The sequence below is a fragment of the Serratia sp. AR11 genome, assembly GCF_056376275.1.
Genome location: NZ_CM150739.1, coordinates 473224 through 490161, shown reverse-complemented (window position 1 = coordinate 490161; position 16938 = coordinate 473224). Strand labels below are relative to the sequence as shown.

The following is a 16938-nucleotide window of genomic DNA, read 5'->3' as shown; positions in this document are numbered from 1 at the left end:
CTGTGTAGCTGGAGGAACCCTTATGTCTGAAAAAAAACTGGGACTGATGGCGCTTATTGCGCTGGTGATAGGTTCCATGGTGGGTGGCGGCGTGTTCAGCCTGCCGCAAAACTTCGCTTCTGTGGCCTCACCCGGTGCACTGTTGATCGGCTGGCTGATTACCGCCGTCGGGATGATTTGCCTGGCACTGATTTATCAGAATCTCAGCGCCCGCTGTCCAAAGTTGGAAGGGGGGATTTACAGCTATGCCCGCGCCGGGTTCGGGGACTTTATCGGTTTCCAGTCGGCCTGGGGTTACTGGTTCGCCGCCTGGCTGGGCAACGTTTCTTATTCGGTACTGCTGTTCAGCGCCCTCAGCTTCTTCTTCCCGGTGTTCGGCCTGGGTAATAACTGGCAGTCAATCCTCGGGGCCTCCATTGTGCTGTGGCTGGTACATGCGCTGGTGTTGCGCGGCGTGCAAGAGACCGCGATGATCAATACCGTGCTGACGGTAGTCAAGGTACTGGTATTGCTGGTATTTATCGCCGCAGTGGTGATCGCCTTCCGCATCGGCATTTTCACTACAGACTTCTGGGGCCGCATGATGCTGGTCAATGGCAGTCATCCCGCGCTGTTTGAACAGGTAAAAGGCACCATGCTGATTACCACCTGGGTGTTTGTCGGCATCGAGGGGGCTACCGTGGTCTCCTCGCGAGCAGCCAAACGCGCCGATATCGGCAAGGCCACCGTGATTGGGTTGCTGGGTTGTCTGGTGATTTATGTTCTGGTCAGCGTGCTGTCGATGGGCGTACTGGATCAAGCCACGCTGAACGGATTAAAAAATCCGTCGACCGCTGGGGTGCTGGAATCCGTGATCGGCATCTGGGGGGCACGCCTGGTCGCCGCTGGGGTCATTTTGTCGGTAGCCGGCGCGCTGTTAGCCTGGACACTGTTCGCCTCGGAGCTGCCGTTTGTCGCGGCCAAAGACGGCATGTTCCCCAAAATATTCACCAAAACCAATGCCAATGGCTCACCGTCAACCTCGTTGTGGATCACCAATGGTTTGATTCAACTGTTCCTGCTGTTGACGTTGTTCTGTAGCGCCGGTTACCAGGCACTGTTCTCTATCGCCACCGCCGCCATCCTGCCTCCCTACCTGTTCAGCACCGCCTATGGTCTGAAACTGGCGATCACCGGCGAAAACTACCGTGTTGGGGAGTCGCGCACCCGCGATCTGGCCCTCGGATTGATTGGTACCCTCTACGGTTTTTGGCTGTGTTATGCGGCTGGCAGCCAGATGCTGCTGAGTTCGCTGCTGTTCGTTCCCGGTGTGCTGGTCTTCCTGTGGCACCAGAAAACCCAGCGTGCAGAGCGGCTTTGGAAAGGCTATGAAGCACTAATTGCCACCTTTTTGGTCATTATCGCCTGCATTACCGTTTATATGATTGCGACTGGTCATATCACCCTCGGTTAACAATACTTTATTACATTGATTTATATAGAGTTATCGCTCATTTTCAAACCAAGGCAGTATTAAAATGACGAATAAGATAGAAACCTCATGGGGCAAGGAGCAACGCAAACTGGCACTGTGCCGCAAACTGGTCGTCAGCCAACGTTATTCATCGCAGGAGGAGATCCGTCATCAAATGATGCGTAGCGGCTATAAGGGCATTAGCCAGTCGACCGTATCTCGCCTGTTGAAAATGCTGGGGGTAATGAAGGTGCAGAATGCCAAGGGGAAAAAAGTCTATTCCCTCAATGCGCTGCACCACCCGGCGCCCGATATCAACGAGCCGCTGTCAGCGATGCTGATCGACGTCGAGCATAACGACAAGTTTGTGCTGATCCACATGAATTCCGGTTACGCGAAAGCCATGGCGAGGATTATCGATCTTTGCGCCTGGCCCACCGTATTGGGCGTGATCGCCAGCAGCAATGTGGTGTGGATAGCGCCGCGCGATACGCGAGATGTCGCTCAGCTGCATCAGCGGCTGCTGAACCTGCTGGAAAGCAATGCCGGTCTTTGATGCCCAACCAGCCCTGTATTGCACAGGGCTTTGATAAAAAAGTTGTCTTTAAACTCGAGATACCCGGGCCTAGCGCACCGAGGGGCACTCCGGCAGCTAAAGCTGCTACGACCCCTTCGGCACGCTCTCCCTAATAACGGACTTTGTCAGACGTCTGGAGCCTTGTATTGAACAGGGCTTTATTTACCATTGAAAATGGCGCTTCGCGCTCTGGCCTCTTATAGTTTTTTTGTCTATCAAATAGCCGATTAACCTTTGTCAGCCACCGACAAAGGTTCTACCGTGCATGCTGACGGCGAAACGCCGCGAAAACTAACGATAACAATGACTTCTCGGCACCGGAGCCCGCGGTGCATTCAGGGGAAATATCAATGAAAGCCAAAGTCCTGCCGCTGTTAATGCTTGCCGCGCTGTCCACCGCCACATTGGCCGCCACTCCACCCAACACGCTGGTGGTGGTGCAATCGCTGGATGACATCGTCAGCCTCGATCCGGCGGAAGCCAACGAACTGTCCAGCATCCAGACCGTGCCAAGCCTGTATCAGCGGCTGGTGCAGGCGGATCGCGACGATCCGGCGAAGGTGGTGCCGGTGCTGGCGGAAAGCTGGCAGGGCGACGCCGCCGCCAAAACCCTGACGGTCAAACTGCGCCCACAGGCGCTATTTGCCTCCGGTAACCCGTTGACCGCCGATGATGTGATCTTTTCCTACAGCCGCGCGGTGAAGATGAACAAGTCACCGGCATTTATCCTCAACGTCCTCGGCTGGCAGCCGGATAACATCGACGCACAGCTGAAGAAAATCGACGACCATAGCCTGCAACTGAGCTGGACGGCAGACGTCAGCCCGGCGGTGGCGCTGAATATTCTCTCTACGCCGATCGCCTCGATCGTCGACGGCAAGGCGGTGCAGGCCAACATCAAAGACGGTGACTACGGCAACGCCTGGCTGAAAATGCACTCCGCCGGTAGCGGGCCGTTCAAAATGCGCGTCTACCAACCGCATCAGGCGATTGTGCTGGATGCCAACCCGACGTCGCCGGGCAGCAAGCCGCTGCTGAAAAGCATCATCATTAAAAGCGTGCCAGACTCCGCCACCCGCCGCCTGTTGATCCAGCAGGGCGACGCCGACGTAGCACGCGAACTTGGCCCGGACCAGACCGTGGCGCTGAAAAATCAGCCGGGCGTGAAGGTGCTGGAAATCCCTTCCGCCGAGCAAAACTATCTGGTGTTCAACACCGGCAATACTGCCAATCCGCTGCTGAAAAATCCGGCCTTCTGGGAAGCGGCGCGTTATCTGGTCGACTATCAGGGCATCACCAAAGATCTGCTGAAGGGCCAGTATTTTGTCCACCAGAGCTTCCTGCCGGTCGGCTTGCCGGGCGCGCTGAAAGACAATCCGTTCAGCTTCGATCCGGCCAAGGCCAAGGCGATCCTGGCCAAGGCCGGCATCACCAACGCGGCGCTGACGCTGGACGTGGAGAACAAACCGCCGTTTATCACCATCGCCCAGGCGTTGCAGGCCAGCTTTGCCGAGGGCGGCGTGAAGCTGGAACTGCTGCCGGCGGCCGGCAGTCAGGTCTATTCGCGGGTGCGCGCCCGCCAGCATCAGGCAGCGATCCGTTTGTGGATCCCGGACTATTTTGACGCCCACTCCAACGCCAGCGCCTTCGCCTATAACGACGGCAAGGCCAGCACGGTAGCGGGCCTCAATGGCTGGCAGATCCCGCAGCTAAGCCAACAAACATTGGCGGCAGTAGCCGAGGCCGATCCGGCCAAGCGCACCGCACTCTATACCGCCATGCAGCAGGAACTGCAGCGCAACTCGCCGTATGTGTTTATCGATCAGGCAAAAACCGAAGTGGTGCTGCGCGATAACGTCAAAGGCTACCAGCAGGGTCTGAATGCCGACATGGTCTACTACGATCGCGTCAGCAAATAAGGGGCTACAAAAGGAGCATCTTTAAGCAGTGGGATATGACGAGGCGGCCAGCGCCGCCTCTTCTATAACGGTTCAATTTTCTTGAACACGGCAATATAAACCCTTTACTTAAAAACAATGCGATGAATCAGCTTGTTTTTATCCAGATGAGTTATGGCATGAATATAATCAAGACGGATACTTACTCTGTCGCCACCATCATCCAGAATAAGAAATTCACCGTCGCCAGGCTGAGTCAGGGTGGTGATGGGCTTAGCGGTTATTACCTTCCCGTCATCTAACTCAATCTGTAATACCCAGGAATATAAGCAGGCTATTTCCAAATGGTCATGGAGATCGCAATTAATGGGTTGATATGCATTCATAATACAACCTCTTTTAGCCCGTTAGGTCGATGAAAGCGAGCCAGGCCCCTCCGTAGGCCCGGCTCTTTTTGCAGCGCAGCAAGCAATGAAACCATCAAGTCATGATCGTTCCATCATCCACTAGCGGGCAATGCGTGCGGCGTTATAGCAGGTGATATCCACTTCAACTTTGCAATCCACCACCAGATCGGCAACCGCGCAAATACGCGCCGGTGGATGAGCAGCAAAAAACTCGCGGAAGACTTTATTGAATGACTGGAAATAACGCGCATCGGTCAGAATGACCTTAACGTGCACCACGTCTTCCAGGCCGTATCCCGCCTCCACCATAATATCCAGACAGTTTTGGATCGCCAGGCGCGACTGCTCGATAATGCCGCCCTCCACCACTTCACCGTCTTTCATCGGCGTCTGGCCGGAGATATACAGCCAGCCACCGGCTTCAACCGCTCTGGAAAAGGGCAGGTGTTGCCCACCCGTGCCGGTTCCGCCATCAATTCCGTATCTTTTAATCGTCATGCCTTGCTCCTGTCGATTTATTTGCCCTGGCGGCACAAAAACCGCCCGGCGCGCAGGCCGGTAACGGCCTGATGTTCGTAACTCAGTACGCCGTTCACCCACACCGCGTCAATCCCGGCGGCGGGTTGTTGGGGCTGGCTGAACGTCGCGCTGTCTTTCACTTTCAACGCATCGAACAACACCAGATCGGCGTAGTAACCTGTCTTAATCAGCCCACGCTGCGGCAGTTGATAGCGCGCCGCGGACATGCCGCTCATTTTGTGCACCGCCACGGTCAGGGGGAAGAGACCTTCGTCACGGCTGTAATGCCCCAGTACGCGCGGGAAGGCTCCCCACAGGCGCGGATGTGGCATCGGATCGTTCGGCAGGCCATCCGACCCCACCATGGTCAGCGGATAACTCAACACCCGGCGGACATCCTGCTCGTCCATGTTGTAGTAAATCGCCCCTGCCGGCATCAGCCGCTTGCCGGCCTCATGCAGACTCATCGACCAGCCTCCGGCGATGTCGCGCAAAGACTGCCCCGCCATCTCCGGGTGCGTTTCGGACCAGGTGATGACGATGTCGAAATCATCGGTGATCTGTTTTAAATCCAGCGTCGAAGAACTGGCGGAATAAGGGTAGCAGTCGCAGGACACATCCTGTGTCTGGCGCACCTTGTCGAACAGTTTTAAGGTTTCCTGCGTGCGGCCCCAGTTTTTGGCCCCGGCACATTTATGATGCGAAATCACCACCGGCACCCGGCCGTGGCGGCCAATGCGGAAGGCCTCGTCCATCGCCTCAAGGATAGGTTCAAACTCCGAGCGCAGGTGAGTGGTGTAAATACCCTGCTCATCCGCCAGCTCTTCCGCCAGGGCCATCACCTCTTCGGTGGGGGCCGAAAACGCCGAGGCATAGGCCAGACCGGTGCTCAACCCCAACGCGCCCTGTTGCAATGCGCTGCGCAACTGCTCGCGCATGGCAACAATTTCTTCGCTATTGGCCGGGCGGAACAGATCATCCATCTGATTACTACGCAGCGTCGTATGTCCGATTAATGTCGCCACATTCACCGCGGGTGTTACGGTTTCCACCTGCTGACGGTAGGCGGCAATCGTCGGGTAAACGAAATGTTCTTTCTCACCCAGCAGGTTCATCGGGTCCGGCACCTGGGTTCTGATCGTCGCACCGGCCGCGCTGATACCACAGTTACCGACAATCACCGTGGTCACGCCTTGTGAAATCTTCGGCAGCATTTCAGGCATGCGGATCACGTTGGTATCATCATGGGTATGCACGTCGATAAATCCTGGCGACAATACCCGTTCGTGCCCCTCAATCACCACTTCGGCGTCGGCCTCGATGGCAGGCGCAATCGCCGCAATGCGATCGTTTTTGACCGCAACATCCGCCCGGTACTGTGGCCCACCGCTGCCATCGATCACCGTGACATTTTTAAACAGATACTGATACCGCATGAATCATTATCCTTCCGTTATTGTCTGTGGGATCCGGCTCAGTCACCCAATGGTTGCCGATCGGCCCCTCCGCGATGGCTGTCCAGCGCCAGCTTGATGCGGCGTAGCCGATCTCTGGACTGGCGTTTATTTGCCATGGCCAGCGCCGTCGCCAGCACGTCCACCATCGCCAGCATGGCGTAGCGCGAGCTGCTGGGTTTGTAGATGTAATCATTTTCCTGCACCACCAACGCCAACAGCACGTCAGCCTGCGCCGCCAGTGGCGTTCCGGCGGGAGCAATCACCACCACTTTGGCCCCGTACTGGCGGGCAATGGCGGCACTTTCCACCACTTCCTGCGTGTAGCCGCCCAGTGACAGCGCCACCACCACATCCTGCCGGCTCACCACCGCCGCCATCATGCGCACCAGCAAGCCATCACTTTGTGCCGTCACCGGCAACCCCAGACGAAACAGCCGATGCTGGATCTCTGCTGCGCAGAGGGTCGAGCCGCCGCCCATACCCATTGCCACAATTTGTCGCGCACCACTGAGTAACTCCACCGCCTTGGCCAGCGCTGCGTCATCGAGGCTCCGCCGATTTATATTCAGGACATTGATGATGCTTTCATAAATCCCCTGAATTCCTTCGAGGTCCGGCTCTTCGTGAATAAAGCGTTGCCCCACCGCCAGCGACTGCGCCAACTTCACCTTAAGGTCACGCACGTCCCGGCAGCCCAGCGCTTTGGCGAAACGAGTGATCGAAGCCTGGCTAACGTTAGCCTGCCGGGCCAATTCGGCAATCGGCAGGGCAGTCACCGCCTCCGCATCATCCAGAATGAATTGTGCGATGCGTTTTTCGGCGCTGCTCAGCTCGATAAAACGCTCCGTAATGCGCGAGATAATGTCGATTTCAACACCCATCGCCTGACCTCATAGTGGTTAAATTTTGTCATTTACAATGCAAGAAAACAGTGGAAGACTACACAAAAAAAAGTTCTAAAAATGATACTTTGTACCCAACTCAAGATAATAAATATTTAAAAATCATTTAAATCAATAATTTTAGTCACGATACTCATTTTAAAAAAAGATAGAGCACCTAAAGGATAATGTTATGAAATACCAAACAGATTTCACCGTTACCCACAAAGCCGCCGTGATGCACAGCACCCCGAACGGCCCGGCGAACCTGCTCAATGAAGATGTCTGCCTGCCGGCTGCCGCCATCAAGCGCAGCAGCCTGGAAAACAATATTGCCTGGATGCAAAACTATGCCGATGCGCGCGGCGTCTCTTTAGCCCCGCACGGTAAAACCACCATGACGCCGTGGATCTTCCAGCGTCAGGTAGCGCAAGGTGCCTGGGCAATTGGCGTCGGCTCCGCCTGGCAGGCCAAGGTGGCCATGGAAGCCGGCGTGCCTCGGGTGCTGATGGCAAACCAACTGGTCGGCAAGGCCAATATGCAACTGATCGCCGAACTCAAGGCGCAGCATCCCGCTAGCGGTTTCTTTTGCTGTATCGACAGCCTGAGCAATGCGCAAACCCTCGCGGCATTTTTCAGCCAGCGCGGGCAAACGCTGGATGTGTTGGTGGAATTGGGCGTCCCCGGCGGGCGCTGCGGTTGCCGCAGCGTGGCGCAGGCAGAACGGCTGGCGCAGGAGATAGCCGCACTGCCGGGTTTGCGTCTGCAAGGTATCGAACTGTATGAAGGCGTGATGCACGGCGACGACGCCCAGAGCAAAATCGAACAATTCCTGCGTGAAGCCGCCGGTCTGCTGCGCAGGCTACACCAGCAAGGTTTATTGAACGCTGAACAAGCGATCCTGACCGGTGCCGGTTCCTCCTGGTATGACGTGGTTTGCAACATCTGGAGTGAAGAGGCGCTGCCGGCAAACTGTCGCGTAGTGATCCGCCCCGGCTGCTACATCACCCACGACCAGGGAATTTACCAGGACGCGCAAAATGCGGTGCTGGCCCGTGACAGCTACGCCTGCGATTTGGCGGGGGAATTAACCTCGGCATTGGAACTGGTGGCGCTGGTGCAGTCGGTGCCTGAGCCGGGCCGGGTTATCGTCAACTTCGGCAAACGAGATGCCGCCTTCGACGCCGGCCTGCCGCAACCAGTCGCCCATTATCGCAATGGGGTTCGCCAGCAGAGCGACACACAGCACCTGATTACCCATGGCATCATGGATCAGCATGCCATGTTAAGCTGCCCGGCAGAGTTCCCGGTGCAGGTCGGTGATATTCTGGTGTTCGCCACTTCTCACCCGTGCCTGACCTTTGATAAATGGAAAACGCTGTTTTTGATTGACGATAATTACAACGTTATAGAAACCATTGAGACGTTTTTCTGATAACGGAAAAGGATACCTGATGAATAACCTGCCCACCGACCGTCTTTTATCGGTGCAGAATCTTTCCCTGGCCGGCCCAGGGAAAGTCCCACGGATTAATCGGGTCACCTTTACCCTTCAGCAAGATGAATCCGTCACCATCATAGGTCCAAACGGCAGTGGAAAATCCACGCTATTACGGCTCATTACCGGTGAGCTAAAACCGAGTGAAGGTGAGATTCTCTTTCAGGGAACGCCCTTATCGGCCATCAAACCCCAGCAGCGTGCCCGTTCCATCGCCTTACTTAGCCAACACGATAATGCAGATTTACGGCTTAAAGTTAATGAGTACGTGGCCCTGGGGCGCCTGCCCTGGCAGGCCGATCGCGTGCCATCCGAGCACCAGCGCATTATCGCAACGGCGATGGATGACGTAGGTATCCGCCATCTGCAACATCTTCCGTTGGCCAGGCTTTCGGGGGGCGAACGTCAACGTGCCGGGTTTGCCCGGGTTCTGGCGCAGCAGCCGGTGTTGTTATTACTTGATGAGCCGACCAATCATCTCGATCCCCTGGCCCGGCACCAACTGCTGTCACTGATCCATCAAAAAAAGATAGCCAGCTTGAAAGTGCTGCATGATCTTGAGTTGGTCCAACCCTTTTCCGACCAGGTCATCATGATGCATCAAAGGAAAATCCTTTGTTATGGGCCCCCCGATGCGGTGCTGGAGTCAGCGCACCTGCAACAGGTATTTGGTATGAAATCGCTGCAAGCCTGCCATCCGCTAACTGGCGAAGCCCTGCGCTTTTTCGAGGCGTTGCCGACATCACCCTGCTGAAATTCATCCCAATCGACGGTTGTTTGATCTAACTACATTTGTCATACGAATTATTCAGGTATGTTGCCCCGGTTCCCAATGAGCCGGGTTACTGACTCCGGTTTATCAATCTGGAGTCGATGTGAAAAAGTTAATCCTCGCCGCCTTACTGGCATTAGCCTCAGAAAGCGTCGCAGCCTCTGGTTTTCCTGTCACCGTAGACAACTGCGGTCAGCCAATGACCTTTGCCCAGGCCCCGCAACGGGCGGTTATCCAGGACATTAATATGTCGCAAATGGCATTTGCCCTGCAGCTACAGCCTGCGATGGTTGGCGTGACCGGTATTTCCGGCTGGTATAAAAATATCCCTGAGTTTACGCAACATCGGGGAACCATCCCTGAGCTGGCACCGAAATACCCGACTGTCGAAAATCTTCTCGCCGTTAATCCTGACCTGTTTTTCGCTGGCTGGAACTATGGCCTGCGCGGTGACGTCACCCCGCAGGCGCTGGCGAAATTTAATATCAAAACGCTGATACTGAGCGAAAGCTGCATCCACGTAGACAGTCATCGCCCACGCGCCAGCCTGGATTTGTTGTATGACGACATGATTAGGCTCGGCAAAGTCTTCGGCAAACAGGAACAGGCGGAAACGCTGGTCAGTGGCTGGAAGCAGCAAGTGACCGATATCCATCGAAAAATTGCGACGCAAAAGCCGATAAAGGTGTTTCTTTATGATTCCGGCGAAGACAAGCCCTACACCAGCGGGGCCTACGCGATGCCGACGGCAATTATTGAAGCCGCCGGGGCGAAGAATGTGATGGATAGCCTGAACACCAGTTGGGCAACCACCAACTGGGAAAGTGTCGCGGCGGCAGAGCCTGAATTTATCATTCTGGTGGATTACCAGGCAGAGACGACCGACGATACCGACCAAAGGCAGCTTTTCCTTGAACAGCACCCATTGATGAAACACACCCGGGCAGTGCTCCATCATCGTTATTTGAAATTGAAATATCAGGAGCTGACGCCGGGGCCGGTCAATATTGATGCCATCCAAAAACTGGCGCACGCCCTTTACCCCGCAGCCTTTACCTAATGTCGGAAAAAATGCGTTTCAGGCTGGCATGGACAGTCGCCCCACTGTTGCTGGCAGGGTTGATGTTCGCCAATGTCGCACAAGGCAGCGTGTCGCTCTCTTTCTCTCAGGTGGTGACCGCACTGGGTATCACCCCTGGCGAAGTGCCGCCGATGATTAAAAGTATTGTGCTGGATCTGCGGCTGCCCCGCACGCTGCTGGGATTACTGGCCGGTGCCGGGCTGGCGCTGGTCGGGGCGCTATTACAAACCACCACCCGCAATGACCTGGCCGATCCTTTTCTGTTCGGCCTTTCCTCCGGTGCCTCCGCCGGCGTGGTCATGGTCATTACCCGCCTCGGTAATAGCCTCGGGGCCTGGGCATTACCGGTGTCTTCTTTTGTCGGTGGGATACTCTCCGCTGCGGTGGTGATGATTATTTTTATGACTCAATCGCAGAAAGGCACCGATAAACTGATTATTTGTGGCCTGGCGGTCTCTTTTTTATTCGGGGCCTTCACCAATTATCTGGTGTTTTCCGGCGATCAACGCACCGCCAGCAGCGTGCTGTTCTGGACGCTGGGCGGGCTGGGGCTGGCGCGTTGGGACAATTTGATTTTTGCCTTGCTGGCGCTACTGATATTGGTGGCATTGATTGCCTTGCGCTGGCGATCGCTGGATGGCTTGCTGGCGGGCGAACAGACAGCAGGCACCCTGGGCATCAACACCAGCCGCTTACGCACCGAAGTCTTTCTGTGCTGTTCGCTGGCAACCGCGCTACTGGTGGCATTAACCGGAGTGATTGGGTTTGTCGGTTTAATGGTTCCCCACCTGGCTCGCCCCTTTACCGGCGTGCGTCACCGGCGTCTGCTGCCGTTGGTTGGCGTATTGGGTGCCGTACTGCTCTCTGCCGGCGATCTGCTCAGCCGGGTCATTACCGCGCCGCAGGAACTGCCTATCGGCATTATTACTGCCGGTCTGGGCGGTATTTTCGTGCTGGCCATTTTGCTACGACGAACCCAGTGATCGTCAATTGATATGGCCTGTCTCTAAAGGCCACCAGCCAATCGATTGCGAAAGGGCAAAAAACGGCGTTTTAGCGCTTGCAGTGATCAAAAGCGCGAGTATAATGCGCGACAATTTGCCAGGAGAAAGCATGAAAAACGACGCTTGTTTTGTTAGCCACAACCGACAAAACCGACTGCCAAGCGGCAGCCAACTGCCGTTGTTTCTCCTGTTGCTAAACCGATCGTTTCAAGCCCCTCGTTGAGGGGCTTTTTTTTGCCTGAAAAGTCCCGCGCCACGGGCACGAGTCGAGGAGAGTGAAAAATGGCCAACCCGCTGTATCACAAACATATCATCTCTATTAACGATCTCAGCCGCGAGGATCTGGAGCTGGTGCTGCGCACCGCCGCCAGCCTGAAAGCCAATCCGCAGCCCGAGCTGCTAAAGCACAAGGTGATCGCCAGCTGCTTCTTTGAAGCCTCCACCCGTACCCGCCTGTCGTTTGAAACCTCGATGCACCGTCTGGGCGCTTCGGTCGTGGGCTTTGCCGACGGCAGCAATACCTCGCTCGGCAAGAAAGGCGAAACCCTGGCCGACACCATCTCGGTGATTGGTACCTACGTCGATGCCATCGTGATGCGTCACCCGCAGGAAGGCGCGGCGCGGCTGGCGACCGAGTTCTCCGGCGGCATTCCGGTGCTCAACGCCGGTGACGGTGCCAACCAGCACCCGACCCAGACGCTGCTCGACCTGTTCACCATTCAGGAAACCCAGGGCCGCCTGAACAACATCAATATCGCCATGGTCGGCGACCTGAAATACGGCCGCACCGTACACTCGCTGGCGCAGGCGCTGGCCAAGTTTGAAGGCAACCGCTTCTTCTTCATCGCCCCGGACGCGCTGGCGATGCCGGCCTACATCCTGCAGATGCTGGAAGAGAAAGGCATTCAATACAGCCTGCACAGCAGCATTGAAGAAGTGGTGCCGGAGCTGGACATTCTCTACATGACCCGGGTGCAGAAAGAGCGCCTGGATCCTTCCGAATACGCCAACGTGAAGGCGCAGTTCGTGCTGCGCGCGGCAGATCTGGCCGGGGCACGTGACAACCTCAAGGTGCTGCACCCGCTGCCGCGCATTGATGAGATCACCACCGACGTGGATAAAACGCCGTACGCCTACTACTTCCAGCAGGCAGGCAACGGTATTTTCGCCCGTCAGGCGCTGTTGGCGCTGGTATTAAACGCAGATTTGGCTCTTTAAGGGGGAACCGTCATGACTCACGATAACAAACTGCAGGTTGAAGCGATCAAGTGCGGTACGGTGATTGACCATATTCCGGCGCAGATAGGTTTTAAGCTGCTGACGCTGTTTAAGCTGACCGCCACCGACCAGCGCATTACCATCGGCCTGAATCTGCCTTCAGGCGAGCTGGGCCGCAAAGACCTGATCAAAATCGAGAACACTTTCCTGACCGAGCAGCAGGCCAACCAACTGGCGATGTATGCACCCAAAGCCACGGTTAACCGCATCGACAATTACGAAGTGGTGCGCAAACTGACCCTCAGCCTGCCGGACCATATCGACGGCGTGCTGACCTGCCCGAACAGCAACTGCATCAGCCGCAGTGAGCCGGTGTCCTCCAGCTTTAGCGTGAAATCCCGCGACGGCGACGTACATCTGAAATGCCGCTACTGTGAGAAAGAGTTCGAACATCAGGTGGTGTTGCAGGCAGACTGAGTCTGCGGTTTTCGCCGGGAGACGGCGCTGTTATTCTCCCGGCGACGCCCTATAATGGGGTTTCTGGATAGAACAACCCTCGATTATCAGGAGAAAAAATGTCACGTAACATCAGCACTGAACTCGCCCCGGCAGCCATTGGTCCTTACGTGCAGGGCGTTGATCTGGGCAGCATGATCATCACTTCCGGTCAGATCCCGGTCGATCCTAAAACCGGCGCCGTTGCCGACGACGTGGCCGCTCAGGCACGCCAGTCACTGGAAAACGTTAAAGCGATCGTTGAAGCTGCCGGCCTGAAAGTCGCCGACATCGTGAAAACCACGGTCTTCGTAAAAGACCTGAACGATTTCGCCACCGTTAACGCCGCTTATGAAAGCTTCTTCACCGAGCACAACGCGCCGTTCCCGGCCCGTTCTTGCGTCGAAGTGGCCCGTCTGCCAAAAGACGTGAAAATCGAAATCGAAGCCATCGCCGTTCGTCGTTAATTCCACGACCGCGCACGCGCCCAACGGTCAGCCATCGGCTGGCCGTTTTTATTTCATGAAAATTATTATTCCAGTTATTTTATAAAGATAACCTCACTTCCAACACATTTACATTCCCACAATAAAAATGCATCTATAATTATTTTTCACCCGGCCGGGACATGACTCTTTGCGGTTTGTTAATCAGACTAATAATCTCAGGAGAATAACCCCATGGCTCAAAGCGTATTGGATTATTTTATCCAACAGGTGACCTATTCCCCCGAAGCACTGGCGATCGTCAGTCACAATAAGCGCCTCACTTATCGGCAGTTGGATGACGCCAGTGACCAGCTGTGTGGATACCTGCAACAGCAAGGCGTCCGCCCCGGTGACTGCGTGCCGCTTATAGCATTACGTACTGCAGAATTCCCGATCGGTATACTGGCAGTCCTGAAAGCCGGAGCCAGTTATATTCCCATTGATGCCCGATATCCTGAAAAAAGAATTCAGGATATCCTCAGACAAAGCGCATCAAACACAATAATATTGAGCAACTTATCAATCGATCTTGCAATTAAATCCCCTGGCGTACAAGCCTTTGCCATTGATAATATTACCTCGAATGAACCGTTACCTCTTGAATTAATAAAACCGCAGGGTGATGCGACCGCCTATATTATTTTCACCTCCGGCACCACCGGCAATCCCAAAGGGGTCATGATTGCCCATCATTCACTGTTGAATATTGTCCTCTGGCATAACCAAAAGTTCGCCATGAACCACACAAGCCGTTCAACGCTGATAGCCGGTATTGGTTTTGACGTGGCGCAGTGGGAAATTTGGGCAGCATTGACCAGCGGCGGTACGTTGTATTTGCCAGAGGAAGAGACTCGCTTGCAGCCTTCTGCCCTGCTCGACTTTTTCGCGCACCACCAAATCACCCATGCTTTTGTGCCCACAGTGTTGGTGGCTGAAATTGTCAGTGCGCCACAGCCGGAAAACCTGGCGTTGCGCTACCTGTTTACCGCAGGGGAAAAGCTCAACCCGGTCGATCTCAGCGGGGTGAGCTACCCGTTGGTGGATTACTACGGCCCGACAGAAGCCACCATCTTCGCCACCTGGAATTTGGTCAGTTGCGCCACACAACACGCTCCTGCCACTATCGGTCGGCCGGTGGCAGATACCGAGATATTCATTCTCGATGATAATCTGCCACCCGTCAGCGGGCAGCAACCCGGCGAGCTTTACATCAGCGGCAGTTGCCTGGCACGCGGCTATCTGAATGATTCGCCGCTCACCGCCGAAAAATTTATTACCCCCGCGCATTTTGCCGGCAAACGGCTCTACCGCAGCGGCGATCGGGCGCGCTGGCTGCCGGATCATCGTGTCCAGTTCCTCGGCCGTATCGACGACCAGATCAAGATCCGTGGTAACCGCGTGGAACTGGGCGAAATAGAAAGCGTCATGGTACAGGTGACAGGCGTGAAGGCCGCCGTTGCTGCCGTTACCCAGCCGCAGGATCCGGCTAACAAACAGATTGTGGCCTTTCTGGTGGCCGACCGGAACGACGCTGGAGTGATCGAACGCGTGAAGCAACATCTGAAAACCACATTGCCATCTTACTTCCTGCCCGCCGAGTACCGGCTGCTGGATCGTCTGCCGATCAACGCCAACGGCAAAACCGATAAGGCTGCGCTGCTGGCCCTTTCTCGCGCGGATCAACCTCCGACAGCAGAAACGCTGACCGGCAGCCGGCAGACCCTTGCCGCTATTTGGTGCCAGCTGTTGGGGACGGAGAATATCCGTGCCGAAGACAATTTTTTCGACATCGGCGGCCATTCACTGCTGGCGGCAAAGTTGGCGACGGCCATCGCCCAGCAAATTGGAGGGAAGGTTTATGTCCGCGATATTTATGAATACCCGACGATAAATCGTCTGGCGCAGGCGCTGGATGAACGCAGCGGCCATGCACTGCCGGCGGTGGACAGCGAACCGGTGCGTGCTCTGCAGGACGACGTCTGGTTACCCGCAGACCTCACCATCAATCCGCATTACGACGTATGGCAGATAAGCTCGCCCAGGGCCATTTTGCTCACCGGTGCCACCGGGTTTATCGGTGCGCATCTGCTGGCAGAGCTGCTGACCACCACCCGTGCCGAGTTGTATTGCCTGGTGCGGGAGCGCAGCCGGATATCCCCGCAACAACGACTCGACGAGATCCTGACTCGCTATCAGATTGCTTTATCCCCCGAGCAGCGCGGCCGCATCCATCTGGTCCCCGGCGACGTGGCCGAGCATGATTTCGCCCTGTCACCTGAGCGCTACCGTGAACTCAGCCAGCAAGTCGATATCATTTATCATTCGGCAAGCGCGGTGAACTTTATCCAACCCTATTCTTATATGAAACGCGACAATGTGCAGGGGCTGCGCGAAATCATTCGCTTTGCCGCGCATCAGCGCACCAAACCACTGATGTTGATGTCGACGATTTCGGTCTATAGCTGGGGGCATCTGCACACCGGCAAACGGGTGATGCTGGAAAGTGACGACATCGACCAGAACCTGCCGGCGGTGATCACCGATATTGGCTACGTCCGCAGCAAATGGGTAATGGAAAAAATTGCCGATCTGGCGGCATCGCAAGGCCTGCCGCTGATGACCTTCCGTCTGGGGTACGCCACCTGCCATAGCCGCACCGGCGTCAGCGCCAGCTATCAATGGTGGGGGCGACTGGTGAAAACCTGTATTGCCAGTGGCACGCGGCCTGCGCTGCAGGATTTGCGCGAGGGCCTGACGACGGTGGACTATATGACCCAGGCCATTGCATACGTCAGCCGTAATCCGCAGGCTCTGGGGAAGAAATTCAACCTGATCCACCAGCACCGCAATAACCTGACGCTGCAGGACTTCTTCAGCCTGTTGGAGCGTGAATTTGGCTTCCACTTCCATCCGCTGCCCTTCGATCAATGGCGGGCGCAGTGGGAACACAACGGCGATGCGCCGCTCTACCCGTTGCTCAGCCTGTTCAGGGACAATATGGTGAATGGACAATCGACAGTGCAGCTCTACCAAAACACCTACCAGTGGGATTGCAGCAACCTGCAGCATTTCCTGCAGCACAGCGGGATAGAAGAACCACACTTTACCCGGCAGGTGCTACTGAATTATCTGCAGCAGTCTATCGGCGCTCCACAGCCGTCATTGCAGGTTTGAACCTCAAGGCGGGCCC

The 16938-nt window shown here is 55.8% G+C and carries 15 protein-coding genes; 11 read left to right on the top strand and 4 right to left on the bottom strand.

Annotated features, from left to right (window positions below):
- The first annotated feature begins 22 nt into the window (after positions 1–22).
- From ACSOSI_RS02290 to ACSOSI_RS02280, 3 genes are all read left to right on the top strand, one after another.
- Positions 23–1453: a basic amino acid/polyamine antiporter gene (locus tag ACSOSI_RS02290; protein ID WP_476706472.1), complete on the top strand. Its 1431-nt coding sequence runs from the start codon at positions 23–25 to the stop codon at positions 1451–1453.
- 64 nt (positions 1454–1517) lie between these two features.
- Entirely contained in the window at positions 1518–2009 is a 492-nt protein-coding gene (locus ACSOSI_RS02285; RefSeq protein WP_017891431.1) for an arginine repressor, read from the top strand.
- Between the two features lie 371 nt (positions 2010–2380).
- Complete coding sequence (locus ACSOSI_RS02280; RefSeq protein WP_476706471.1) at positions 2381–3949, top strand: ABC transporter substrate-binding protein; 1569 nt, start codon at positions 2381–2383, stop codon at positions 3947–3949.
- A gap of 104 nt (positions 3950–4053) precedes the next feature.
- Here the strand turns inward: ACSOSI_RS02280 and ACSOSI_RS02275 are convergent, their stop codons facing one another.
- The 4 genes from ACSOSI_RS02275 to ACSOSI_RS02260 form a co-directional block, all read right to left on the bottom strand.
- A complete protein-coding gene (locus ACSOSI_RS02275) occupies positions 4054–4314 on the bottom strand; it encodes a Rho-binding antiterminator (RefSeq protein ID WP_017891429.1) in 261 nt (86 codons plus the stop codon).
- Positions 4315–4434: 120 nt separating this feature from the next.
- Positions 4435–4833 (bottom strand): RidA family protein, encoded by a 399-nt coding sequence (locus ACSOSI_RS02270; protein WP_476706470.1) that lies wholly within the window; start codon positions 4831–4833, stop codon positions 4435–4437.
- Between the two features lie 17 nt (positions 4834–4850).
- A complete protein-coding gene (locus ACSOSI_RS02265) occupies positions 4851–6290 on the bottom strand; it encodes an N-acyl-D-amino-acid deacylase family protein (RefSeq protein WP_329906901.1) in 1440 nt (479 codons plus the stop codon).
- 38 nt (positions 6291–6328) lie between these two features.
- Positions 6329–7192 carry a MurR/RpiR family transcriptional regulator gene (locus ACSOSI_RS02260; RefSeq protein WP_017891424.1) on the bottom strand — a complete coding sequence of 288 codons (864 nt, stop codon included), beginning with the start codon at positions 7190–7192 and terminating at the stop codon, positions 6329–6331.
- A 193-nt stretch (positions 7193–7385) separates the two neighbouring features.
- On the opposite strand from ACSOSI_RS02260, the gene ACSOSI_RS02255 reads away from it, so the two are divergent.
- The 8 genes from ACSOSI_RS02255 to ACSOSI_RS02220 all read left to right on the top strand — a co-directional run bounded on the left by ACSOSI_RS02255 (position 7386) and on the right by ACSOSI_RS02220 (position 16922).
- A complete protein-coding gene (locus ACSOSI_RS02255; protein ID WP_476706469.1) occupies positions 7386–8627 on the top strand; it encodes an amino acid deaminase in 1242 nt (413 codons plus the stop codon).
- A gap of 19 nt (positions 8628–8646) precedes the next feature.
- Positions 8647–9444, top strand: coding sequence for an ABC transporter ATP-binding protein (locus ACSOSI_RS02250; RefSeq protein WP_476706468.1), 798 nt, complete (start codon positions 8647–8649; stop codon positions 9442–9444).
- 121 nt (positions 9445–9565) lie between these two features.
- On the top strand, positions 9566–10522 hold the full coding sequence (locus ACSOSI_RS02245) for an ABC transporter substrate-binding protein (RefSeq protein WP_476706467.1): 957 nt from the start codon (positions 9566–9568) through the stop codon (positions 10520–10522).
- Positions 10522–11526 carry a FecCD family ABC transporter permease gene (locus ACSOSI_RS02240; protein ID WP_115183371.1) on the top strand — a complete coding sequence of 335 codons (1005 nt, stop codon included), beginning with the start codon at positions 10522–10524 and terminating at the stop codon, positions 11524–11526. Before ACSOSI_RS02245 ends, ACSOSI_RS02240 begins: the two co-directional genes overlap by 1 nt.
- Positions 11527–11829: 303 nt before the next feature.
- The gene (pyrB, locus tag ACSOSI_RS02235) at positions 11830–12765 is read left to right on the top strand and encodes an aspartate carbamoyltransferase (protein WP_012005001.1); all 936 of its coding nucleotides are present in this window, start codon (positions 11830–11832) and stop codon (positions 12763–12765) included.
- 12 nt (positions 12766–12777) lie between these two features.
- Positions 12778–13242 (top strand): aspartate carbamoyltransferase regulatory subunit, encoded by a 465-nt coding sequence (gene pyrI / locus ACSOSI_RS02230; protein WP_012005000.1) that lies wholly within the window; start codon positions 12778–12780, stop codon positions 13240–13242.
- A 98-nt stretch (positions 13243–13340) separates the two neighbouring features.
- Positions 13341–13727: a 2-iminobutanoate/2-iminopropanoate deaminase gene (gene ridA / locus ACSOSI_RS02225; RefSeq protein WP_012004999.1), complete on the top strand. Its 387-nt coding sequence runs from the start codon at positions 13341–13343 to the stop codon at positions 13725–13727.
- A 213-nt stretch (positions 13728–13940) separates the two neighbouring features.
- Positions 13941–16922 (top strand): amino acid adenylation domain-containing protein, encoded by a 2982-nt coding sequence (locus tag ACSOSI_RS02220; protein ID WP_476706466.1) that lies wholly within the window; start codon positions 13941–13943, stop codon positions 16920–16922.
- Positions 16923–16938: the final 16 nt, after the last annotated feature.